The organism is uncultured Streptomyces sp. (assembly GCF_947488945.1).
Taxonomy (GTDB): Bacteria; Actinomycetota; Actinomycetes; order Streptomycetales; family Streptomycetaceae; genus Streptomyces.
Genome location: NZ_CANLBS010000016.1, coordinates 116720 through 139165, shown reverse-complemented (window position 1 = coordinate 139165; position 22446 = coordinate 116720). Strand labels below are relative to the sequence as shown.

The following is a 22446-nucleotide window of genomic DNA, read 5'->3' as shown; positions in this document are numbered from 1 at the left end:
GTCCGGATCCCCCTTCGCGTGGCGGAACTCCCACCTTACGCGCGACGGCCCCGCGCCGGGACGCGGCGGCGGCCTCCCGGCACACGCCCGCCCCGGTCCGGCGGGCTCCCGTCCGGGTGCCGCGCACGGGCCGCACGCGGGCGGGACGGTGCGCCACCACCCTCGACGGCGAGGTTACCCACTGGTTAAGGTGCGCCGACCGACACACACGGAACGACCGAGGAGGACATCGTGGGCGGGACGGACGACACGATCGCCGACGACGACGCGCTGTACGTGCTGTCCGCGCTGCTCCTGACCCCGGAGCGCTTCCCGGGCGTGCTGGGGGACGACTACGTGGCGGCCTGCGCCGCTCTGTCGCTCGAACCCTTCGCCGACGGCTACGGCCTGGTACTGGGCCAGGACGGCGCGGGCGCGCGCTGGACCGTGGTGGTGGACGACGTGTCGCTGGTGGCGGGCGCGATCGCCGCCTGGGACTGCGGCATGGAGTACGACCTCAGCCCCGACGACCGGAGCATGGTGACCGCCCTGCCGGGCTGGCCGCTGGCGCTGGCGGTGTCCGCGCCGGGCGTGCCCGCCCCGCACGATCCGGAACCGGCGGAGCCCGGCGGCCCCGCCCCGCTGTCACCGCCGGACGCGGAGACCTGGGGGCCGGCGGTGCGGCGGCTCGGCGCGGACGAGGTCGGCGCGAACTGGGCGGCCTGGCGGGGCAGGATCGAGGATCCGCCGTCCGGCCCCGGCGCCCCGTCGGCGTCCGTCTCCTCCGGCGGCCACCCCGGGGTGCGCCGCGCACTCGCCGAGGCGCGCGGATACCTCGACGACGCGCCGCCGCCCGGCCGGGTCCGGACGGAGTTCGCCACGGAGGCCGCGCGCACGGTCCGGGCCGACGGTCCCGGCTGGTCGCTGGTCGCACGCACCGACGACATGGCGTTCCTGCTGCTGGACGACGAGCCCGGCGAGGTCATACCCGTACGCCGGGGTCCGGAGCTCCCGTCCCTGCTCGCCGGACTCGCGGAGCTCGCAGCCCGCCCGGCGTGACGGGGCGGGCCTTCGCGGGTCAGTGCCCGCGGGGCTGCCGGACCACCTCGCCGCTCCGGAGCACGCCGGGGTGGCCGACGGTGCCGAGGCTGAGCAGGACGTGCCGTTCGGCCACCTCCTCGGCGGTCAGCGGACCGTCCGGGCTGTACCAGTTGGCGACGCCCTGGCACATGATGAGGACCGCCCGGACCGCGTCGGCAGGGATCGGCGTCGTGAAGACCCCGCGGGCGATGCCGTCGCGGACCGTGTCCAGCAGCATGTGCTCCAGGTAGTCGCGCAGCGCCACGTACCGCGCCCGGTTCTCCGGTTCCAGGCTGCGGATCTCCGTGTCCAGGAAGGCGAGCCCCCGGCGGTGCGCCATGTACAGCACGATCGACTCCACCATGCCGCGGAAGCGGGGCAGCGGTTCGTCGCCCGCCTCGGCGGCGGCGGCCCGGCAGCGGTCCAGGACGTCCTTCACGGACGCCTCCAGCAGGGTGGAGAGGAGGGCCTGCTTGTTGGCGTAGTGGTAGTAGAGCGCCGGCACCGTGACACCGACCCGGGCGGCGATGTCGCGCACCGAAGTACCGTGGTAGCCATGCTCGTTGAACGCCTGCATGGCGTGCAGCAGGATGGGGTGGAGTTCGAGCGGCCCGTACGCGCGCCAGTGCTGCGGCGGAGCGGTGGCCTGGCTCGGGTCGGTGGTCAACGGTTCTCCTCGGACGGTGCGGCGACGCGGTGCATCGTACGTCCACGGACACGGAACACCATCGTTTGATTGCTTAACGACCGCTCAGTAGCCTCTCGGGGACGCCCGGACCGGACGCGGCGGGCGCAGCCTTCCAGGTCCGGCACACCAACACCGAGCGTCCACCCGGATGTTGCGCATCGAAGACTTCGAGGCGCTGCGGAGAATTGATGCCGTCCCAAGCGTTGACCGCCTCTTCGACTCCTCATACCTTCTTAGCGAACGTTCAGTACGTTCCTCGTGAGTGCGTACCGAATCAACCCCGCGAAGGGAACCGATGAGTCCGAGGGAGCGTGCGGGGCCGCCCTTCGCCCCGACCACCGCTCCCCGGCGCCGGTCGTGGAGCCGGACCCGCTCTCCCCGACCCGCACCCCGACCACAGTCGTGAAGGACGTCGCCTGATGGAACTCTCCATGCCCCTGACCTATGCGGGCAACCCCCGTGCCGCAGCCGATGGGGCGGCGGCTCTGGAGTCCGCCGGTCTCGACGCCGTGTGGGTGGCCGAGGCCTACGGCTTCGACTCCCCGACGATCATGGGCTATCTCGCCGCCAGGACGACGCGCATGAAGATCGGTTCGGCCATCCTCAACGTGTACTCCCGCACCCCCGCCCTCATCGCGCAGACCGCGGCCGGGCTGGACGCCCTCACCGAGGGACGCGCCCTGCTGGGCATCGGCGCGTCCGGCCCGCAGGTCGTCGAGGGCTGGCACGGCCGGCGGTACGACAAGCCGCTCGGCCGTACGCGCGAGACCATCGGGCTGACCCGGCGCATCCTGCGCCGCGAGGTGATCGAGCACCACGGCATCACCGACATGCCGCTCCCGCCGGAGAAGGGCGGCAGCCTCGGCAAGCCGCTGAAGCTGCTCACCCGCCCGGTGCGCGACACCGTCCCCGTGTACGTGGCGGCGCTCGGCCCGGCCAATGTGCGTATGACGGCCGAACTCGCCGACGGGTGGCTGCCGTTCCTCTACACCCCGGAACACGCCGGCAAGGTCTGGGGCGCCTCCCTCGCGGAGGGCGCGGCACGGCGCGACCCGTCGCTCGGCCCGCTGGACGTCGTCGCCGGCGGACTGCTCGCGATCGGCGACGACGCGGAGGCGGCCCGCGACCTGATGCGCCCGACGATCGCCCTGTACGTGGGAGGCATGGGCGCACCCGGCCGCAACTTCTACTACGACCTCGCGTGCGCGTACGGGTACGAGGCGGAGGCCGCAGCCGTGCAGGAGCACTTCCTCGCCGGCCGGAAGCGCGAGGCGGAGGCGGCGGTCCCCGCCGAACTCTGCGAACGGGTCAGCCTGGCCGGATCCGCCGGCTACGTGCGCGACCGCGTCGACGCCTTCCGCGACGCCGGGGTGACCATGCTCAACGTCACCCCGGTCGGCCCGGAGCCCGCGCGGCTGATCGAGCAGGTCAAGAGCTGGCTGTGACCTGCGGCCCTCCGACCCCGCAGCCGACCTCCGTCGGCGCGCCGCCCCACCAAGACACCCCCCCGAACCGCCCACGCCAGGAGGCCGAGTTAGATGACGACAGCCCCGAGCACGACTGGGGAAGCAGCGGCGGAGCAGACCCTTCCGCTGCTGCTGGAACGCAACGCCCGCCTCTACGCCGATCTGCCGGCGCTGTCCTGGCAGGAGGCCGACGGCGCCGGAGCCGACGAGAGCGGCTGGGCGACCCTGACCTGGGCCGAGGTCCGGCAGCACACCGGCCACCTCGCCGCCGGGTACGCGGCGCTGGGCGTCGGCCGCGGCGACCACGTGCTGCTGATGATGTCGAACCGCCCGGAGCACTGGCTCTCGGACCTGGCGCTGGCCCGCCTGGGCGCGGTGCCGGTCACCGTGTACGGGACGTCGGCGCCCGAGCAGATCACCCACATCGCCCGCAACTGCCGGGCGCGCGTCGCGGTCGTCGAGGGCCCTGCGCAGGTGGAGCTGTGGGCTCCGCTGGTCGACGATCCGCACACGCCGCTGTCCCGGCTGGTCGTGGTCCAGCCCGGCGCGGAGGGCCCGCACCTGCCGTACGCGGCGCTCGGCCGGGAGCCCGTGCCGGAGGAGTTCGCGAAGTCGCTGGACACGGCCCGTCCGGAGGACCCGCTCACGGTCGTCTACACCTCGGGCACCACCGGGGAACCCAAGGGCGTGGTGCTGAACCACCGTCAGATCCTGGCGAACGCACACTCGCTGGACGCGGTGGTGGAGCTGCCGGCGCACGTGGAGCACATCTGCTACCTGCCGTTCGCCCACATCGCCGAGCGCATGCTGGGCATCTACCTGCCGTGCCACCGGGCGTCGCACGTCTACCTCTGCGACGACCCGGCACGCGTCGCGGAGATCGTGCGCAAGGTGCGCCCCGCACAGTTCTTCGGCGTGCCGCGGGTGTGGGAGAAGCTCTCCGCCGCGGTGCGCTCGATCCTGTCACTGCTGCCGGCGGACCAGCAGGCGATCATCGAGGAGGCGGCGCGGGTCGCCCGCGAGCACGTGGGCTTCCGGGAGCGCGGGGAGGAGCCGCCGCCCGAACTGGAGGCGGCCTACGCCCGCGCGCGCACCGAGGTGCTGCTGCCGCTGCTCGCCGCCGGCGGCCTGGACCGGGTGGCCTGGGCGGCCAGCGCGTCGGCGCCGATGCCGATCGACGTGGTCCGTTTCTGGGCGGGCTTCGGCATCGTGATCATGGACGCGTGGGGGCTGACGGAGACGACCGGCGTGGCGACCACCAACAGCCCGCGGACCGGCTTCAAGCTGGGATCCGTCGGCAAACCGGTGGAGTCCGTGGAGGTGCGGATCGCGGAGGACGGCGAGATCGAGGTGCGGGGCACGTCCGTGTTCACCGGCTATCTCGACGCGGACGGCTCGCTGCGACCCGGACTGGACGACGAGGGGTGGCTGCACACCGGGGACATCGGCCGGCTGGACGAGGACGGGTTCGTCTGGCTCACCGACCGGAAGAAGGAAATGATCATCACTTCGACGGGGAAGAACGTCTCCCCCGCCCTGGTGGAGAACACCCTCAAGGAGCACCCGCTGATCGGGCAGGCCCTGGTGCACGGCGACAACCGCTCGTACCTGGTGGCGCTGCTGGTGCTGGACGCGGAGTCCGCGCCGGTCTGGGCCCGGACGCACGGCATCGACGCGTCCATCGGCCTGGCCGGCCTGGCGGCGCACCCCGAGGTGCGGGCGGAGGTGGACCGGGCGGTGGCGGCGGCCAACACGCGGCTGAACCGCACCGAGCAGGTCAAGCGGTTCGCCCTGCTCGCGCAGGAGTGGGGCCCGGCGACCGGTGAGCTGACGCCGTCGCTGAAGATGCGCCGGGTGGTCATCCGGGACAAGTACGCCGAGGTGCTCACGGAGTTGTACGGGGACTGACCGTCCGGCACGCGAGAAGGCGGGCGCCCCACCCACGGGAGGTGGGGCGCCCGCCTTCGCCGGGACGCCGCAGGATCAGAGGCCGTAGCTCTTGCCGATCACGTCGCGCTGGATCTCACTGGTGCCGCCGTAGACGGTGGAGACGACCGCGGCGCGCAGGTGGCGCTCCATGTCGTACTCGGTGGCGTAGCCGTAGCCGCCCATCATCTGCATGCCTTCGAGGGCGGCGCGTTTGGCCAGTTCGGTGGCCTTGAGCTTGGCCATGGACGCCTCGCGCGGGAACAGCCGGTCGGGCTCGGCGTCGCAGTCCGCCGCCACCTCGCGCACCAGCAGCCGGGTGCACTCGATCTCGGTGGCGAGGTCTGCGACGCGGTGCCGCATGGCCTGGAATGAGCCGACGGGGCGGCCGAACTGCTCCCGCTCGCGGACGTAGGCGACCGCGTCGTCGAAGGCGCGGCGCGCGAGGCCGAGCATGTTGGCGGCGAGGAAGAGGCGTTCGTAGTTGAGGCCCGCCATCAGCTGACGCCAGCCGTTGTCGACCTCCCCGACGACGGCGTCGGCGGGCAGTCGCACGCCGGTGAAGAAGACGTCGTTGACCTCGCGGCCACCCATCGTCTCGATGCCGCGCACCTCCACGCCGGGGGTGCCGGCCGGGACGTGGAACATGGTGAGGCCGGCGTGCTTCTCGCCGCCCGTGCGCGCCACCAGCAGGATGCCGCCGTCGGCCATGTGGGCGTTGGAGATCCAGGTCTTCTGACCGTCGATCAGCCAGCCGCCGTCCGGCTCCCGGACGGCCCGGCAGGCCAGCGCGCCGACGTCGGAGCCGGCGGCCGGCTCGGACATCGCGATGGAGAGGATCCGGCCGCGCACCGCGCCGCCGAGCACCTCCTTCTTCTGCGCCTCGGTGCCGAACCGCTCGTAGGCCTTGGCGGTGATGACGCTGGTGATGAAGCCGCCGGCCGGGACCATGCCGTACGAGGTCTCCTCCAGGAACAGGCACGCCTCGGACAGGCCGCCGCCCGCGCCGCCGTACTCCTCGGGCAGACAGACGCCGAGCCAGCCGAGGTCGGCGAGGCGCGCGTACAGCTCGGCGTTGTGCGGCTCACGGCCGCCGCCGGTCAGGGCGTCACGCTGCTCGCGCGTGCCGCACTCCCGCTTGGCGAAGTCGCGGAGCGCCGCGACGAAGTCGGACTGTTCGGGGGTGAGACGACTGCCCATGAGGTCCTCCGCGTTCCGGTGGCGGCACGGGTGTGCCACCACCGAGCTGGTGTGTCCAATAGCCAAGCATGTTACAAAGCAATGCTAGTTGTTTCTTAGTTTCTCGGACACCGCTGGGGCGGTATCGTGAGAAGCACCATGAAGATTCCTGCGAACGACTCGCTGCTGGCCCGGACCCTGGCCCGGCCCAAGACCGACGAAAAGGTGGCGGCGCGCATCCTGGACGCCGCGCTCGAACAGTTCACGACCTTCGGCCTGCGCCGCTCCTCGGTGGACGACGTCGCCAAGCGGGCCGGCGTCTCCCGGGTCACCGTCTACCGGCGATTCCAGACCAAGGACGGCCTGGTGGAGGCGTGTCTGCTGCGCGAGGGAAGCCTCTTCTTCGAGAGGCTGGACGCGGCGGTGGCCCCCCTGCCGACGATGCACGAGCGGGTCGTCGAGGGCTTCGTGGTGGCGCTGCGGCACACCAGGAGCCACCCCCTCCTCGGCGGTCTGCTCCGCCTCGAACCCGAAGTGGTCCTGCCCTACCTGACGGTCCAGGGCGGCCCCATGCTCTCCGCGACCACCGAGTACCTGGCGGCCCATCTGCGGCGCGCCCGAAGGGCCGGAGGCCGCCCCGACTCCGACCCCCGGCCCGTCGCCGAACTCATGGTCCGGGTCGCCGTGTCCTTCCTGCTGAACCCGTCGAGCTGCATCGAGATGGAGGACGAGAACCAGGCGCGTGCGTTCGCCCGCCGGTACCTCGCCCCCCTCGTCGACGCCTGATCCCCGGCGCCGGACCGGCAGGCCCGCTCCCCCGCGGCGGATCAGCGGCGCCGGTGCATCCAGCGCGCCATGGCCACCGCGCGTGCCCGCGCGGCGAGCGGCGCGGTGAACGACGTGAGGTTCACCGGCGGCGCGAAGCGCTGGACCGTGACCGACTGCGGGGCGGTGAACGCCAGCAGCCCCTGCGCGCCGTGGATCCGTCCGAAGCCCGAGTCCCCGGACCCGCCGAACGGCAGGCCCGGCACGGCGGCGAAGCCCAGCACCGAGTTCACCGAGACCGCCCCGGCCCGCAGCCGTGCGGCGATCTCCGCCCCCGTGCGGCCGTTGCCGCAGAAGACCGTCGCTCCGAGGGCGTAGGACGAGTCGTTGGCCCGCCGCACCGCCTCGTCCACGTCGGCCACGGCATTGATCGCCACCGTGGGCCCGAACGTCTCCTCCCGCATCGCCGAGGCGTCCTCCGGCACGTCGGCGAGGACCACCGGGCCGACGAACTCCCCGACCGTCCGCTCCTCCCCGGCCGTCGGCAGCGATTCGGAGCCCCCGAACAGGGCACGCGCGCCCGCCGCCAGCGCCTCCTCCACGTGACGCCGCACCACCTCGGTCTGCCCCGGCAGCGTCATCGGACCGTAGGCCGAGTCCGCACCGGGTCCGGTGGGCAGCGCGCGGACCCGCTCCACCACTTTCTCGCAGAGCGCGGCGTGCACCTCCCGCACCGCGTAGACGCGTTCGACTCCGGCGCAGGTCTGCCCGGCGTTGCTCATCGCCCCCCAGACCACGGCGTCGGCCGCCGCGTCGAGGTCCGCGTCGGCCGTGACGATCGTCGCGTCCTTGCCGCCGCACTCGGCCAGGAACGGCTTCAGCGACCGGGCGCAGACCTCCATCACCTTGCGCGCGGTTCCGGGCGAGCCGGTGAACGCCAGTTTGTCGACACCGGAGCGGGCCAGCGCGTCACCGGTCCCGGCGGCACCCGTGACGACCGTGAGCAGCCCCGCGTACTCCGGCACCGCCTCGTCGAACAGCTCCGCCAGCAGGACGCCCGTGCCGGGGGTCAGTTCGGACGGCTTGAACACCACGCCGTTGCCCGCCGACAGGGCGTACCCGATCGAGCCCATCGGGGTGTACAGCGGATAGTTCCAGGGCCCGATCACCCCGATGACGCCGAGCGGCCGGTGGACCACGGTGGCGCGCTGGTTGGAGGCGAGCAGGCCGGTGCCCACACCGCGCCTGCGCAGCAGCGGTCCGGCGTTGCGGGAGGCCCAGGCGAGGTGCTCCAGGGTGAGGACCACCTCCAGTTGGGCGTCGCCGACGGGCTTGCCGGTCTCCGCCGCGATCGTCTCGGCCATGCGGTCGAGGTGGGCCGCGAGCGAGCGCCGCCACAGCGTCAGACGGCCCTTGCGCCCGGCGGCGGACAGCGCCGCCCAACGGGTCGCCGCCGACCTGGCACGGTCCACGGCGGCGTCGACCTCGCGCGGGCCGTGCACCGGGTGGTCGGCGAGCGGCTTGCCGGTGCCGGGCGCGTGGACGGTGAAGGCCGAAGCTGCCGGGGGTGCCGTTTCGGTCATCGGTGCTCCTGAGGTGTGGTCAGTGGCGCGGTGGTGCCGTCGGTCGCCGTCGTCGCGGCCGATCCGGTGGGGGTCTCGTGTCCGGCGTCGCCGGTGCGCTCGTCGGGCAGGGGGTGCGTCGGCCGGGAGTGCGCCCAGTGCGGGCCCAGGTCGTCCAGGGTCCACCCGAACGGGTAACTGCGGGGCTTGGCGCGGTAGGGGTACCGGCCGGGCCGGGCCGGCATGCGGCGTACGACGGCGGCACGGGTGCGCAGTGCCCGGTGCGCGACGCCGCGCACCCGCGGCGGCTGGGGCGGGAACCCGAGGGCGGCGAGCAGTTCGTCGTCCAGCACCGCGAGCGAGGCGCGGGCGACCAGGGGCCGCAGGGCGCCCGGATACCACGAGGTGACGGTCCGCAGGGTGGCGGCGGCGACCCGCCGGTTGGCGGGGTCGTAGGCGAACATCCTCGCCTCGTACTCGTCGTGGATACGGGCGAATCCGGCATAGTCGTCGGGCAGCCCGTCGATGTCCATCATCTCGCCCATCCGCCGCCCGACCAGCGCCATACTCTCGGTCTCCTGCTCGCACAGGGGGCGCCAGCCGTAGCGGTCGATCCAGCGCTTGGGACCGACGACGGTGGTGGCGAGGACGTAGAGGTAGTCCTCGTTCGGTATCCGGTAACGGCCGTGGATGCGGTTGAGGTGGCGGGCGGCGGCGCGGGCGCGCTCGGACTCCATGCCGTCCTGGACCAGTTCGTTGGCGATCAGGACCGTGTCGTCGTAGCGTTTCTGCCCGGCCCGCTCGAACTCCTGGGTGCGGTCGAGGAGGCGGGAGATGCGCGGCACGCCGTAGTCCCGCAGGAAGGCCACCGAGACGCCCTGCAGGTAGTCCCACGGGAACTCGTACTGGGTGATCCAGCGGAAGATCTGCTCGTAGTCTTTCTGCGGATCCATCCGCTCCATGCGGTGGAGGCGGCTGTAGCGGCCCATGGTCTGTCTCCTGTCGTCGCCCGCTGCGTGTGGTCAGGTCGGAGAAGTGCACCGTCCCGGCGTCGGTCCACCCCGCCGTCCGCCGCGCCTGCGGCCGGGTGAGGCCCGGCGCCGCCGGGCGCCGGGTGCGGAGGGCGGACGTCACGACGCTCGGCTGTCGGCTGTCGGTCGGCCTGGCTCTCACCTGCGGCGACACGGCGTAAGCCAGTACGTCGGTCACGCATGCGGGCCTCCTTCCTGCGGTCGGGACGACGGCTAGGAGCGCCCGGATGCCACCGATGATCCGAAGATACAAAAACTATCGACTTGTTTCAACGGGCGCGTCAATACCTCGGACACACGAAGAAGCGGAGGAGCCATGACTGTTCTGCCGCACCCAGGTCGCTGTTCCAACTCCCGTGGCACCCGGTGGAGTTGAAAACGCCTCGGCCGTGAGCGCAACACTCCGGCGCCCCGCCGCACGACGACCGCCGGAAGCGTGGTGACCAGAAAGGCCGCGAGTGAGCCGGTCCCTTTCGCTGCGGGGTCCGTCGTAGGACGTCGCGGGTAACGTGCAGCTGCTGCTGTCGCTGCCGACGGCCCTGGCACTGAAGGCGGCACGCCCGGCGGTCGGCGCCGGCGCCCACTCGGCGTTGCGCTCGGCCCCGGGAGGGCCGTTCCGAACACTCCCTGGAAGCAACCCAGTTGGGGATGTACGGCGACGAGCGCGCCCTCGAGGAGGGGCGGCTCGGGCGGGACGCCGGCGCCGCTCGGCCGCACCACGAGGCACCGACCAGTGGCGCGGGAAAGACGCCGCACGCGTGGCGGCCACGTCCGAAGCCGCCGGTCGCATCCGGCCGGGGCGACGCCCTCAAGCGGTCCCTACGCCGCCGTCACGGGCCGGGCGGCGTGGGGGACGGAACGGGCTCGGGGAACGCGTACGCCGCCGCGGGGGCGCCACGTGGCCCGCCGCGGCGGTCGCGCTCAGCGGCCTATCTGCTTGCGTCCGACCCGGCGGAGCCGGCGACGCTGGGAGGGGTCCAGCATCAGATACCCGACGGCGGGCACCCCGATGAGCACCGCGAGGGACCACCAGAACCCGATGAACGGGATCAGGATCACCGCGGCGACGACTCCCCCGATGGCGATTTTCGCACCGTTCGACATGACACACGCCTCCTCCGCGGCACGAGCCGCTTCTCTGTCTGGAACGCTCGCGCGCGCGGATCGGTTCCGCGCTGCGGATACCGGTCCGGCGCCGGTCAGCGCAGGGGCGCGCCCGTCTCGTGCAGGTGGGCCAGACCCTGCCGGTAGGACTCGACCAGCCCGGTCTCGGTGTACGGCACGCCGACGGCCGCACAGTGGGCGCGGACCAGCGGCTGGGCCAGCCGGAGGTGGGGCCGCGGCATGCTGGGGAAGAGGTGGTGCTCGATCTGGTAGTTCAGTCCGCCCAGGAACCAGTCGGTGAGCACCGCGCCCCGGACGTTGCGCGAGGTGAGGACCTGGCGCCGCAGGTGTCCCCAGCGGTCGCCGTCCGGGTCCGGCATCTCCATGCCCTTGTGGTTGGGGGCGAAGGCGGCGCCGAGATGGAGCCCGAACAGCGCGTGCAGCAGCAGGGCGAAGACGACGGCCTTGCCGACCGGCATGGCCGCGAGGAACAGCGCGCCCCAGAACACGAGGTGGGCCGTCATCAGCGACGCGGACAGGACCCGGTCACGCACGGGTTGCCGGCGCAGGTACCGGAAGCCGGAGACCTTCAGGGCGATGCCTTCGAGGAGCAGCATCGGGAAGAAGAGGCGGGCCTGGTTGCGGGTGACCCAGCGGGCGAAGCCCACCCGCCGGGCCGCCTGCCCCTGCGTCCAGACCAGCGCGCCGACCCCGACGTCGGGGTCCTTGTCGACGTGGTTGGGGTGGGCGTGATGACGGACGTGCTTGTCGTTCCACCACGCCTCGTTCATGCCCAGCAGCAGATTGCCGTGGACGAGACCGAGGGCCCGGTTCACCGTGCGGTTCCCCGATATCTGGCTGTGCCCGGCGTCGTGGGCGAGGAAGGCGGTACGCGCCCAGAGCACGGCCAGCGGCAGCGCGAGCGTCAGCGTCCACCAGCTGTCGCCGAGCAGCAGGACGCCCGCGGACACCGCGCCCAGCCCGAGGAGGTTCACGGCGACCCGGGCCGCGTACCAGCCGGGGCGGCGTTCGAGCAGGCCCTGGCCCCGTACGACGCGGAGCAGCGGCGCGAAGTCGCTGCCCGCCGCGGGTTCGCGGGCGGGCGCGGGTCCCGCGCCCTGCTGCCCGGTGCCGTCGCAGGCGCGCGGGCCGGGAGCGTCGTCCGGGAGGATGGTCACGGCGTGGGGCATGGCGTCTCCGGGCTGCGAGGGGTGCGGATAGCTGTCCTGACCTGGTGAAACGTAACGTCCGGCACCCCGGCGCAGCCATGGCGCCACCCTCCCGGTACGCACGGGGGTTACCCCTTCCTCCGGGCGGCCGGTCAGCGCCACCCCCGCCCTGGCACGGGCACCCGCACGGTGCGCGGCGGTGCCTCTCCGCACGCCTCCGCCGTCGTCCGGCGGCACCTGTCCGGGCCCGGGATGCAGTACCCTCGGCGACCGCGAACCCCACTAGTCAAATTTGAGGACTCTGACACGCTGTGCACGGCCTCCCGGCGGCAACGCTCTCCCTGCTCCCCCGGCTCTCCCGCTGCGAGGCGGTCTTTCTCCCCGGTGACCCGGCCCGCACCGGCACGGTCGCGTTCTGGCACCCGGACGGCGAACCGCTGCCGGACGTCCCCGATACCGCGGGCAGCGTGACGGTGGCCCGCCCCGGCGCCGCCCCGCACCCCGTGTCGGCGCTGTGCCTGCCGGTGGCCGAGGCACTGCCGGTCCTCACCCGGGCGCGCACGGCTGCGGAAGTCACCGGGTCGGTGGCGTTCTGGGGTGCGGCGGGACTGCTCGCCCTGCAGTTCGCGGCGCGCGGGCTGCTGCTGCCGGGGCTCAGCGCGTCCGACCACGACGCATGGCGGGCGGGCCCACTGTCCGCCGACGACCTGGAGCGGGTACGCGCCCTGGCCGCGGCCATGCCGCCCGCCGCCCACGCGGTGCCGGTCGGGGGGCCGGACGCCGCGCCGGTGTCCCCCGTGCTGCTGCGGGAACCCGAACCGTTGCTGCGCGCCTTCCTCGACGCGGTCGCGGACGGCCTTCCCCGCACCCCGGCCGCCCCGCTCGCGGCCGGCGGACCGGCCTGGGCCGGCACCCGGCCCCAGCACCTGCCGGACCGGCGGGGCTGGGCGGCCGACGTCGCGGCGGGCCACGACGCGGGCGTACGGCTGTCGTTGCGGGTGGAGGTCTCGGGGCTCACCGACGGAGCCGGGGACGCGGACGGAGCCCCCGCGCCCTCATTCCGGGTGGTGCCGCAGCTCCACAGCCTCGCCGATCCCACGCTGGTGGCCGACGCGGCCGCTGTGTGGGCCGGAGCCACGCCCGCCGCCCGCGCGCTCGGCCCCCGGGCCCGGATGGACGCGCTGCCGGCGCTGCGGCGGGCCGCCAGGACCTGGCCCCCGCTGTCGCCGCTGCTGTCGGCCGCCGTGCCGGACTCCGTGGAGCCCGCGGACGAGGAGATCGGCGAACTGCTCGGCCCGGCGGGCCGCGCGCTCGCGGCGACCGGCGTCCAGTTGCACTGGCCGAAGGAGCTCGCCCGGAAACTGACGGCGCGCGCGGTGATCGGCCCGCCCGACACGGACGGGCCGGGGCCGGCGACGGACGCACCCGCCGTCCTCTCCCCGGACGCGGTGCTGTCGTTCGGCTGGTGGTTCGCGCTGGGCGACCAGCGGCTGACCCGCGAGGAGTTGGACCGCTTGGCGGAGGCCGCGCGCCCGGTGGTGCGGCTGCGCGACCAGTGGGTCCTGGTCGACCCGGAGGAGGCCCGGCACGCCGCCGCGACCCGGGAGCGGTCGATCACCCCGGTGGACGCCCTGGGCGCGGTGCTCACCGGCTCCACCGAGGTCGACGGACGGCGCGTCGAGGTCGCCGCCACCGGCTGGCTGGAGGAGCTGCGGGCCCGTGTCACCGCCTCCGCCGAGGCCGGGAAGCACGATGTCGAGCAGCCGGCGGCGCTCCGCGCGACGCTGCGCGACTACCAGTTGCGCGGTCTGAACTGGCTGCACACCATGACCTCGCTCGGCCTCGGCGGCTGCCTCGCCGACGACATGGGGCTCGGGAAGACGATCACGCTCATCGCTCTTCATCTGCACCGCCAGGACGACCCCGCCACGGCCGGTCCGACTCTGGTGGTGTGCCCGGCCTCGCTGATGGGCAACTGGCAGCGGGAGATCGAACGTTTCGCCCCCGGCACCCCGGTACGGCGCTTCCACGGCACCGCGCGCTCCCTCGACGCTCTCGCACCCGGCGAGTTCGTCCTCACCACGTACGGCACCATGCGGCTGGACGCCGCCCGGCTCGCGGAGACCGGGTGGGGCCTGGTGGTCGCCGACGAGGCGCAGCACGTGAAGAACCCGCACGCGGCGACGGCCCGGCAGCTGCGGACGATCGGTGCGCGGGCCAGGGTCGCCCTCACCGGCACTCCGGTCGAGAACAACCTCTCCGAACTCTGGGCGATCCTCGACTGGACGACCCCGGGTCTGCTCGGCCGGCTGGGGACGTTCCGGCGGAAGTACGCCGTGGCCGTCGAGAGCGGCGAGGACCCGGCGGCGGCCGGGCGGCTGGCCGCGCTCGTCCGTCCGTTCCTGCTGCGCAGGCGCAAGTCGGATCCCGGCATCGCCCCGGAGCTGCCACCGAAGACGGAGACCGACCGCACGGTGTCGCTGACGCTGGAACAGGCCGGGCTGTACGAGGCGGTGGTGCGCGAGACGCTGGCCGAGATCTCCGGCTCGGACGGGTTCGCCCGGCGCGGCCTGGTGGTGAAGCTGCTCACCTCGCTCAAGCAGATCTGCAACCACCCGGCTCAGTTCCTGAAGGAGGAGCGGCCGAGGATCGCCGGGCGGTCCGGCAAGGTGGAGCTGCTCGACGAACTCCTCGACACGATCCTCGCCGAGGGCGCGAGCGTGCTGGTGTTCACCCAGTACGTGGCGATGGCGCGGTTGCTGGAGGAGCACCTGGCGGCCCGCGGGGTGCGAACCCGGTTCCTGCACGGCGGAACGCCCGTCGCCCGCCGCGAGGACATGGTCCGCCGGTTCCAGGAGGGCGAATCCCCCGTGTTCCTGCTGTCGTTGAAGGCGGCGGGCACCGGGCTCAACCTCACCCGGGCCGGACACGTGGTGCACTTCGACCGGTGGTGGAACCCGGCCGTGGAGGCCCAGGCCACGGACCGCGCGTACCGGATCGGGCAGACCCAGCCGGTACAGGTGCACCGGCTGATCACGGAGGGCACCGTCGAGGACCGGATCGCGGAGATGCTCGCCCGTAAACAAGGGCTGGCGGACGCGGTCCTCGGCTCCGGGGAGGCGGCGCTGACCGAACTCACCGACGCCGAACTGGCCGATCTGGTGGAACTGCGAGGGGGCACGCGATGAGCGGGGCGAACGAGCGGATCTTCGCGGCGCCGGCGCCCGCGCCGGGGCGGAGCTTCGCCGTCTCCTGGTGGGGCCGGGCGTGGTTGAAGGCGCTGGAGGACACGGCGCTCGACGGACAGCAGCTGAAGAAGGGGCGCAGGCTGGCGCGGGAGGGCCGGGTCGGGGCGGTGTCGGTGCGGCCGGGCCGGATCACCGCGGTGGTCCGCGACCCGGACGGTTCGGCGTACCGGAGCGACGTGCTGCTCCAGACGCTGGACGAGGAGGGGTGGGACCGTTTTCTGCGGATGGCCGCCGCCCGCGCCGGTCATATCGCGGCGCTGCTGGAACGGGAGATGCCGCCGCACCTGGTGGAGGACGCCGCGGAGGCCGGGGTGAACCTGCTCCCCGGCATCGGCGACATGGAACCGGAGTGCGGCTGCGAGGCGTGGGACCACTGCCCGCACTCGGCGGCGCTCTGCTACCAGGTGGCCCGGCTGCTGGACCGGGACCCGTTCGTGTTGCTGCTGCTGCGCGGGCGCGGGGAGCGGGACTTGCTGGACGAACTCCAGTCCCGCAGCGAGGCTTTGGCCGTCGAGGAGTCGGCCGGGGCCGACCGGAGGGGACCGGCACGGCCGGTCGGCGTACCGGCGGAGGAGGTGTTCGCCGCGGCCTCCGCGCTGCCCGCGCTGCCCGCTCCCCCGCCCCTTCCCCCGGAGCCCGGGCAGGCGCGTTCCCTGCTGACCGAGCCCGGCCCCGCCCCCGGTCTCGACCCGGCGGCACTGGAGGCGCTGGCGTCGGACGCCGCGGCGCGCGCACACCGGATGCTGGCGGAGGCGCTCGCGCCCGCGCACGCGCGTCAGCCCGTCCCCGCCGCACTGACGGAGCGTCAGGACGCGGTACGGCTGGCCTCGTCGGCGCACACGACGCAGGCAATCGTCGCCCGGCTCGCGGCGGGGACCGCGCGGACCCGGTCGGAGCTGGACACCGCGCTACGGGCCTGGCGGTACGGCGGGGCCGGGGCGCTCGCCGCCCTGGAGGAGGAATGGGACCTCGATCCGGAGGCGGCGGTCCGGGCGCGGGCGGCGCTCGACGCCGCCTGGGAGGCGGAGGAACGGCCCCGGTTCCGCAACGTCCGCAACCGGTGGACGGTGAGGGGCCGGGACGCCCAGCTCCGCCTCGGCCGGGACGGCCGCTGGTGGCCGTACGCCAGGGAGCGCGGCCGCTGGGTGCCCGCCGGGCCCGCCGCCGCCGACCCGGCGGGCGCGCTGGAGGGGGCGCGGGCGGAGGAGTGAGGACGCGGGGAGGGCGGGCGGGCGCGAGCGAGGGCGCAGGCACGGTGGCGGGAACCGCGGGCCCGGGAACCGCGGGCCGGTGCGGGGCGTCGTCCGGGGCAGGGCTCCGGGCGCGTGCCGCGGGCCCCGCAAGGCCCGGAAACCGACCCCGTACCGCCCCCAGGAGCACCGACGATGCACCGCAGAACGATCCTCCAGGGCGCCGGACTCGTCGCGGTGTCGGCCCTCGCCCCGGCCTCCGTGCGCGCCCCCACCGCGCCGCTGGGGCCCACCGACACCGCGCAGGCCCACGGTTTCCCGGCGGCTGCGGCCAACTACACGGCCGCCGGGCCCGGTTCCGTGCGCGCCGTCTCGTTCGTCGTCGTGCACGTGGCGCAGCAGAGCTTCACCCGGACGCTCGGCATCTTCCGGGATCCGGCGAAGCAGGTGTCCGCCCACTACGTGGTGCGCTCGGGGGACGGCTACGTCGCGCAGTGCGTGGCCGAGCGCGACATCGCCTGGCACGCCGGGAACTGGGACTACAACACCCGCAGCATCGGGATAGAGCACGAGGGCTGGGTGGACGCCCCCGAGTACTTCACCCCGGCGATGTACGCGGGTTCCGCCCGGCTCACCGCCGGCATCTGCGACCGCCACCGCGTGCCCAAGGACCGTGACCACGTCGTGGGCCACCACCAGGTGCCCGGCAGCGACCACACCGATCCGGGGATCCACTGGGACTGGGACCACTACCTGCACCTCGTCAACAAGTTCTAATGACCCACCCTTTCGGGTGAGCTGCATCCGGGCCGCGCACGCGTCTTGTCGCGGGCCCTCCCGCCGACCACGATGGAACACACGAAGCCACTGGACGGGAGGACGAAGTGACGGACCCCTGGGTGGCCCTGAGCAGCGGCGCGGACCCGGGCGACCGGCTCGGCGCGCTGCGCCACGCACATGAGACGTTCACCTCTGCGGGCCGCCTGGAGCGGCCGGTGCGCACCGTGGTCGGCGAGTCCTGGCGCCGCTCGGCGAGGGCCCGGGTGAGCCCGGACGGCGCCCCCGCGGTGGAACTGGAGCCCGACGAACTCGGCCCGTACCGCGACGCCCACCCGCTGGCCCCCGCCATGCCGGTGATCCGGGAGCTGATGAGCGCGTACGCGGCGGACGGCGAACACCTGCTGGCGGTGTGCGACGCGCAGGGCCGGCTGCTGTGGGTGGAGGGCCACGCGGCGGCCCGGCGCAGCGCGGGCCGGATGAACTTCGTGGAGGGCGCCCGGTGGTCGGAGTCCGCAGCCGGAACCAACGCCCCGGGCACCGCACTCGCCGTGGACCGGCCGGTGCAGGTGTTCGCCGCCGAGCACTACCTGCGCCCGGTGCAGCAGTGGACGTGCGCCGCCGCGCCGGTCCACGACCCGCACACCGGGCGGGTGCTGGGTGCCGTCGACATCACCGGCGGACACCGCCTCGCCCATCCGCACAGCCTGGCGTTCGTCCAGGCGGTGGCCCGCGCCGCCGAGTCGCAGCTCGCGCTCCTCGCCCCGCCCCCGTCGGCGGCCGCGGTCCGGCTCAGCGCGCTGGGCCGTGACGAGGCGGTGCTCGTCGCGCACGGACGGACCGTCCGGCTGAGCCGCCGGCACAGCGAGATCCTGGTCGCGCTGGCCCGGCACCCGGAGGGCGTCGGCGGCGACGAACTCCACGTGGAGCTGTACGAGGACGAGTCGGTGACCCCGGTGACCCTGCGGGCCGAACTCTCCCGGCTGCGCCGCCTGCTGGGCCCCGAACTGCTCCGCTCGCGGCCGTACCGGCTGACCGCGCCGGTGGACGCCGACTTCGACACGGTGGCCCGCCGGCTCTCCTCCGGCGCGCTCGCCCCCGCCCTCGACGCGTACGCCGGTCCGCTGCTGCCCGCCTCCCGCGCTCCGGTCGTCGTACGGCTGCGGGAGCGCCTCACCGACCAGTTGCGGGCCGCGCTGCTGTCGCGCGGCGATCCGGGGCTGCTGGCGGACTGGGCGCACAGCCCGTGGGGCGAGGAGGACCTGCCGGTGTGGCACGCGCTGGCCGCGTCGGCCGCCCCCGCCTGCCGGCCGGCGGCCATGGCCCGCGCGCGCTCCCTCGACGCGGAACTGGGCCGCCGCTGAGGCGGAGGCGCGCCCGGCCGACGCGGGCACCGCACGAGCGCAACGGCGTTGCAACGTCGCGCTTCCTAGCCTCCTCCCAGAGGCCGTCCAACGGCGGGCGGCCGGGTCCGGGAGGCCACAGAGATGACCCGATACGCCGCGCCGGGCACCGAGGGCGCCATCGTCTCGTACGAGTCGCGCTACGACCACTGGATCGGTGGTGCGTACGTCCCGCCGGCGAAGGGCCAGTACTTCGACAACCCCAGCCCCGTCGACGGCCGGCCGTTCACCGAGATCGCCCGCGGCACGGCCGACGACGTCGAGCGCGCCCTGGACGCGGCGCACGCGGCGGCCCCCGGCTGGGGTGCCACCTCGCCCGGCGACCGCGCGGCGGTGCTCAACAAGATCGCCGACCGGATGGAGGCGAACCTGGTGGAGCTGGCGGTCGCCGAGACGTGGGAGAACGGCAAGCCGGTGCGCGAGACGCTGGCCGCCGACATCCCGCTGGCCATCGACCACTTCCGGTACTTCGCGGGCGCGCTGCGCGCCCAGGAGGGGTCGCTCAGCGAACTGGACGACGACACCGTCGCGTACCACTTCCACGAGCCGCTCGGTGTGGTCGGCCAGATCATCCCGTGGAACTTCCCGATCCTGATGGCCACCTGGAAGCTGGCGCCGGCGCTCGCGGCGGGCAACGCCGTCGTCCTCAAGCCGGCCGAGCAGACGCCCGCCTCGATCCACCTCTGGATGAGCCTGGTGGCGGACCTGCTGCCGCCGGGCGTCGTCAACATCGTGAACGGCTTCGGCGCGGAGGCCGGCAAGCCGCTGGCGTCCAGCCCGCGGGTCGCGAAGATCGCGTTCACCGGCGAGACGACGACGGGGCGGCTGATCATGCAGTACGCCTCCGAGAACATCAAGCCGGTCACCCTCGAACTCGGCGGCAAGTCCCCCAACATCTTCTTCGACGACGTGTGGTCCGCCGACGACGCCTTCCGGGACAAGGCGCTGGAGGGCTTCACCATGTTCGCCCTGAACCAGGGCGAAGTGTGCACCTGCCCGTCGCGGGCGCTGATCCAGCGCGGCCACTACGGCGAGTTCCTGGAAGCCGCCGTGGCCCGCACCGAGAAGATCGTGCCCGGCCACCCGCTGAACACCGACACGATGATCGGCGCGCAAGCTTCCAACGACCAGTTGCAGAAGATCCTCTCCTACCTCGACATCGGCCAGCAGGAGGGTGCCAAGATCCTCACGGGTGGCCGACGGATCGAACACGACGGGGACATGGCGGGCGGCTACTACGTCCAGCCGACCATCTTCGAGGGCGACAACCGGATGCGGATCTTCCAGGAGGAGATCTTCGGCCCGGTCGTCGCGGTGACCTCGTTCACCGACTTCGACGACGCCATCGACATCGCCAACGACACCCTGTACGGCCTCGGCGCGGGCGTGTGGAGCCGCAACATCAACACCGCCTACCGCGCGGGCCGCGCCATCAAGGCCGGCCGCGTGTGGACCAACTGCTACCACGCCTACCCCGCCCACGCGGCCTTCGGCGGCTACAAGCAGTCGGGCATCGGCCGCGAGAACCACAAGATGATGCTGGAGCACTACCAGCAGACCAAGAACCTTCTGGTGTCGTACGCGGAGGCGAAGCAGGGATTCTTCTAGACATATGCGAAAGGGCGCCTGACCTGAAATTTCACCGGTCAGGCGCCCGCCCTTCGACCCGGAAGGGATCGAGAGTGAGGCACGGGGAAATCCCAGTTCCTCCCACGGCATTCCCGCCCCGGACCAGCCGTTCCGGTCTATTTCCGGTCCAGTACGGTTCACTCGACCGGAGCTGCGCCTCGGCTGACGCGGTCCCACTCCCTCATCGACTGTTCAATGAGGCGGTTGGCGTGCTCCTGGAGGCCGTCGAGGAACTTGGCGTGGAAGCGAAAGAGAACCTCGATGCTCTGGCCCGCTGGACGAGCACACTCAGCGGGATCCACACCCGAGTACAGCCAGAAGGGAATCCCGGCGTGCCTCAGGTCGTAAGGGCGCTTGGCCAGGCCGGAGGCCAGCGACGAGGCCGGCCAGCTGAATCGGCGACGGCCCCCTTGCCCGCACGACGTGGGAGAGGGCTGCCGTGGTCGCCCTCTTCCGGGTGACGCGCCGCGATTCCCCTGCGGTGATCTGATCTGCATGCCTAGGGCGCGGTCGCTCCAGCACCAGCGCTTTCAGGAGGACAACGGGCATGTCGACCGCACCAGACCAGCAGCCGACCCCGTACAACGGGCCGGTTCGCACCGTGATCATCAACAACAGTTCGTCCTCGGCGGCGTCGCCGTCGGCTGCCGCGTCGGCTGCCGTGGGCGGCTATGGCGGGGTGCGTCGTCGCCGGCAGTCGGCGTGGGTCCATTTCTGGCTGCTGATGTGCACGGCCGGAATCGGGAACGTGCTCTACGCGATGTCGGTATCGCGATGGAATCGGGATCGGGATCTGTGACCGGCTGGTCGCGTACGGTTCGGCCCCCTTGTCTCGCGCGGCGAGAAGGGGGCCGTTGTGCTGTCGGGTCGGTGTTCGGGGTGCTGGGGCGGGCCCTGGGTCAGAGGGGGGGCGTGGCGGGGCCCCTTTCCCCGTCGGCAGCAGCCTTCGGAGGGCGTGGGCCAACGGGTGCTGGAGATCACGGAGGGGCGCCGGGCCCCAGGGGCCGGACCACAGCAACTCGTAAGTGAGTTGGTGAGTTGGCTGTTTTGCGACGGCACACGGCAGGCCGGACGCTTGCCGGTGTACAGCACGTAGTGGATGCTGGTGCATCCGTAAAGAGTGACACTGGGGGCAATTGAAGAGCGAGACGCTCGAAGTCAGAGTCAGCAGACGAGTGTTATGGGTTGGTTCGGCGGCATATCCCCTCCAGAACATTGCGCGCGCACAGGCGGCGATGTACAAGCCCCCCTATGCGCACGCGGTCAAGAGTTTCGTCAGACGCATCGCTCTGCTCGCTCTGGCGACGGGCATCTGGTTCTGGATCATGAACGCCGCAGGTGCGACGGGACTGCGAACGTTCAGTCAGTTCATAATGGGCCTGCTTCTCGCTGCGACGGTAATCCGACTGGTCAGAATTCTTCTCCGGAAGACTTTCTACGCCCTGATCATCGAAACGGCGGGCTCACCGGAGACCGCCTTGGTGAGCTGGTCGCTGGACGAGGTGTACCGGCTAGTGAACATGATCATGGACGCGATCGATGACCCTCATGCCTCTTTCTCGCTGCGGGTGGAGACCCTGCACGTCGGGGACCTCATCAACCAGTACGGAAACCACAACACGGGGAAGAAGGTCAGGTCATGACAGAGCGCATACACATCGGCGACGCCGTCACTCAGCACGGAGACCACAACACCGGCATCGTGCACCACCACACGCCACCGTCCGAGGAGGAGGCGCTGCGCCGTCTGCAGATCGCCGTCGCAACCCTGCGCCCCCACCTGGCGGAGGAAGACCTGCCCGTCGTGGAGGCTGGCATGCAGACCTTGGCCCCCGGAAGCGGTGCGGAGCCGAGCAGGGTCCGTCTGGCCCTTACCAGCATCGCGGGAGTCGCCACCATGATCGGCAGCGTCGGGGTTCCCGTGGTGGAAGCTGCGCGCGGAGTGATGGAGTCCTGGGGCGGAGCGTGAGCCCACGGCCGGCCTTCCGCCCGCGCTCGCTCCCACCCCCAGCAACGTCCCCCGTCTGAGCAGCGCCCACAATCTCGAAGTCCACAGCAGGACGGCCCCCTTCCCAGCGCGCGGGAGGGGGTCGTCCTGCTGTCCGGACATGTGGCGCCCCGAGCTGGGCGAAGGAGATCTCCTCCTTGCTCCAGCGTGCGGGAGGGAGCATCGCCATGTTCGAGCAGGTTGACTGCCGCGGGCCACACCGAGGCCGGGTGTAGTCGGAGGCGTACCAGCGGCCCCCGCCT

The 22446-nt window shown here is 72.9% G+C and carries 19 protein-coding genes; 13 read left to right on the top strand and 6 right to left on the bottom strand.

Annotated elements, in window-relative coordinates; genetic code table 11:
* The first annotated feature begins 231 nt into the window (after positions 1-231).
* Positions 232-1038 (top strand): hypothetical protein, encoded by an 807-nt coding sequence (locus Q0994_RS23745; protein WP_299538114.1) that lies wholly within the window; start codon positions 232-234, stop codon positions 1036-1038.
* A gap of 19 nt (positions 1039-1057) precedes the next feature.
* Here the strand turns inward: Q0994_RS23745 and Q0994_RS23740 are convergent, their stop codons facing one another.
* The gene (locus tag Q0994_RS23740) at positions 1058-1726 is read right to left on the bottom strand and encodes a TetR/AcrR family transcriptional regulator (RefSeq protein ID WP_299538113.1); all 669 of its coding nucleotides are present in this window, start codon (positions 1724-1726) and stop codon (positions 1058-1060) included.
* Between the two features lie 279 nt (positions 1727-2005).
* On the opposite strand from Q0994_RS23740, the gene Q0994_RS23735 reads away from it, so the two are divergent.
* From Q0994_RS23735 to Q0994_RS23725, 3 genes are all read left to right on the top strand, one after another.
* Complete coding sequence (locus Q0994_RS23735) at positions 2006-2167, top strand: hypothetical protein (RefSeq protein WP_299538112.1); 162 nt, start codon at positions 2006-2008, stop codon at positions 2165-2167.
* Complete coding sequence (locus Q0994_RS23730; protein WP_299538111.1) at positions 2167-3192, top strand: LLM class F420-dependent oxidoreductase; 1026 nt, start codon at positions 2167-2169, stop codon at positions 3190-3192. Before Q0994_RS23735 ends, Q0994_RS23730 begins: the two co-directional genes overlap by 1 nt.
* A gap of 93 nt (positions 3193-3285) precedes the next feature.
* On the top strand, positions 3286-5121 hold the full coding sequence (locus Q0994_RS23725) for a long-chain fatty acid--CoA ligase (protein ID WP_299538110.1): 1836 nt from the start codon (positions 3286-3288) through the stop codon (positions 5119-5121).
* A gap of 75 nt (positions 5122-5196) precedes the next feature.
* Here Q0994_RS23725 and Q0994_RS23720 read toward each other — a convergent pair whose 3' ends face one another.
* A complete protein-coding gene (locus tag Q0994_RS23720) occupies positions 5197-6339 on the bottom strand; it encodes an acyl-CoA dehydrogenase family protein (RefSeq protein ID WP_299538108.1) in 1143 nt (380 codons plus the stop codon).
* A gap of 138 nt (positions 6340-6477) precedes the next feature.
* On the opposite strand from Q0994_RS23720, the gene Q0994_RS23715 reads away from it, so the two are divergent.
* Positions 6478-7104, top strand: coding sequence for a TetR/AcrR family transcriptional regulator (locus tag Q0994_RS23715; protein WP_299538107.1), 627 nt, complete (start codon positions 6478-6480; stop codon positions 7102-7104).
* A gap of 41 nt (positions 7105-7145) precedes the next feature.
* Here Q0994_RS23715 and Q0994_RS23710 read toward each other — a convergent pair whose 3' ends face one another.
* The 4 genes from Q0994_RS23710 to Q0994_RS23695 form a co-directional block, all read right to left on the bottom strand.
* On the bottom strand, positions 7146-8666 hold the full coding sequence (locus Q0994_RS23710) for an aldehyde dehydrogenase family protein (RefSeq protein ID WP_299538106.1): 1521 nt from the start codon (positions 8664-8666) through the stop codon (positions 7146-7148).
* Positions 8663-9634, bottom strand: a complete 972-nt coding sequence (locus Q0994_RS23705; RefSeq protein WP_299538105.1) for an oxygenase MpaB family protein — start codon at positions 9632-9634, stop codon at positions 8663-8665. The genes Q0994_RS23710 and Q0994_RS23705 overlap by 4 nt, the downstream gene beginning before the upstream one ends.
* A 963-nt stretch (positions 9635-10597) precedes the next feature.
* Positions 10598-10780: a hypothetical protein gene (locus tag Q0994_RS23700; protein WP_299538104.1), complete on the bottom strand. Its 183-nt coding sequence runs from the start codon at positions 10778-10780 to the stop codon at positions 10598-10600.
* A 95-nt stretch (positions 10781-10875) separates the two neighbouring features.
* A complete protein-coding gene (locus Q0994_RS23695; RefSeq protein WP_299538103.1) occupies positions 10876-11970 on the bottom strand; it encodes an acyl-CoA desaturase in 1095 nt (364 codons plus the stop codon).
* Positions 11971-12260: 290 nt separating this feature from the next.
* On the opposite strand from Q0994_RS23695, the gene Q0994_RS23690 reads away from it, so the two are divergent.
* The 8 genes from Q0994_RS23690 to Q0994_RS23655 all read left to right on the top strand — a co-directional run bounded on the left by Q0994_RS23690 (position 12261) and on the right by Q0994_RS23655 (position 22165).
* Positions 12261-15137 carry a DEAD/DEAH box helicase gene (locus Q0994_RS23690; RefSeq protein ID WP_299538102.1) on the top strand — a complete coding sequence of 959 codons (2877 nt, stop codon included), beginning with the start codon at positions 12261-12263 and terminating at the stop codon, positions 15135-15137.
* Entirely contained in the window at positions 15134-16408 is a 1275-nt protein-coding gene (locus tag Q0994_RS23685; RefSeq protein WP_299538100.1) for an SWF or SNF family helicase, read from the top strand. Before Q0994_RS23690 ends, Q0994_RS23685 begins: the two co-directional genes overlap by 4 nt.
* 174 nt (positions 16409-16582) lie before the next feature.
* Positions 16583-17164, top strand: a complete 582-nt coding sequence (locus Q0994_RS23680; protein WP_299538098.1) for an N-acetylmuramoyl-L-alanine amidase — start codon at positions 16583-16585, stop codon at positions 17162-17164.
* 107 nt (positions 17165-17271) lie between these two features.
* Positions 17272-18528 carry a GAF domain-containing protein gene (locus Q0994_RS23675; RefSeq protein WP_299538097.1) on the top strand — a complete coding sequence of 419 codons (1257 nt, stop codon included), beginning with the start codon at positions 17272-17274 and terminating at the stop codon, positions 18526-18528.
* A gap of 123 nt (positions 18529-18651) precedes the next feature.
* Complete coding sequence (locus tag Q0994_RS23670) at positions 18652-20175, top strand: aldehyde dehydrogenase family protein (RefSeq protein ID WP_299538096.1); 1524 nt, start codon at positions 18652-18654, stop codon at positions 20173-20175.
* Positions 20176-20743: 568 nt separating this feature from the next.
* A complete protein-coding gene (locus Q0994_RS23665) occupies positions 20744-20995 on the top strand; it encodes a hypothetical protein (RefSeq protein WP_299538095.1) in 252 nt (83 codons plus the stop codon).
* 337 nt (positions 20996-21332) lie between these two features.
* Entirely contained in the window at positions 21333-21839 is a 507-nt protein-coding gene (locus tag Q0994_RS23660) for a DUF6232 family protein (protein WP_299538094.1), read from the top strand.
* Positions 21836-22165, top strand: coding sequence for a hypothetical protein (locus Q0994_RS23655; RefSeq protein WP_299538093.1), 330 nt, complete (start codon positions 21836-21838; stop codon positions 22163-22165). Before Q0994_RS23660 ends, Q0994_RS23655 begins: the two co-directional genes overlap by 4 nt.
* Positions 22166-22446 lie beyond the last annotated feature (281 nt).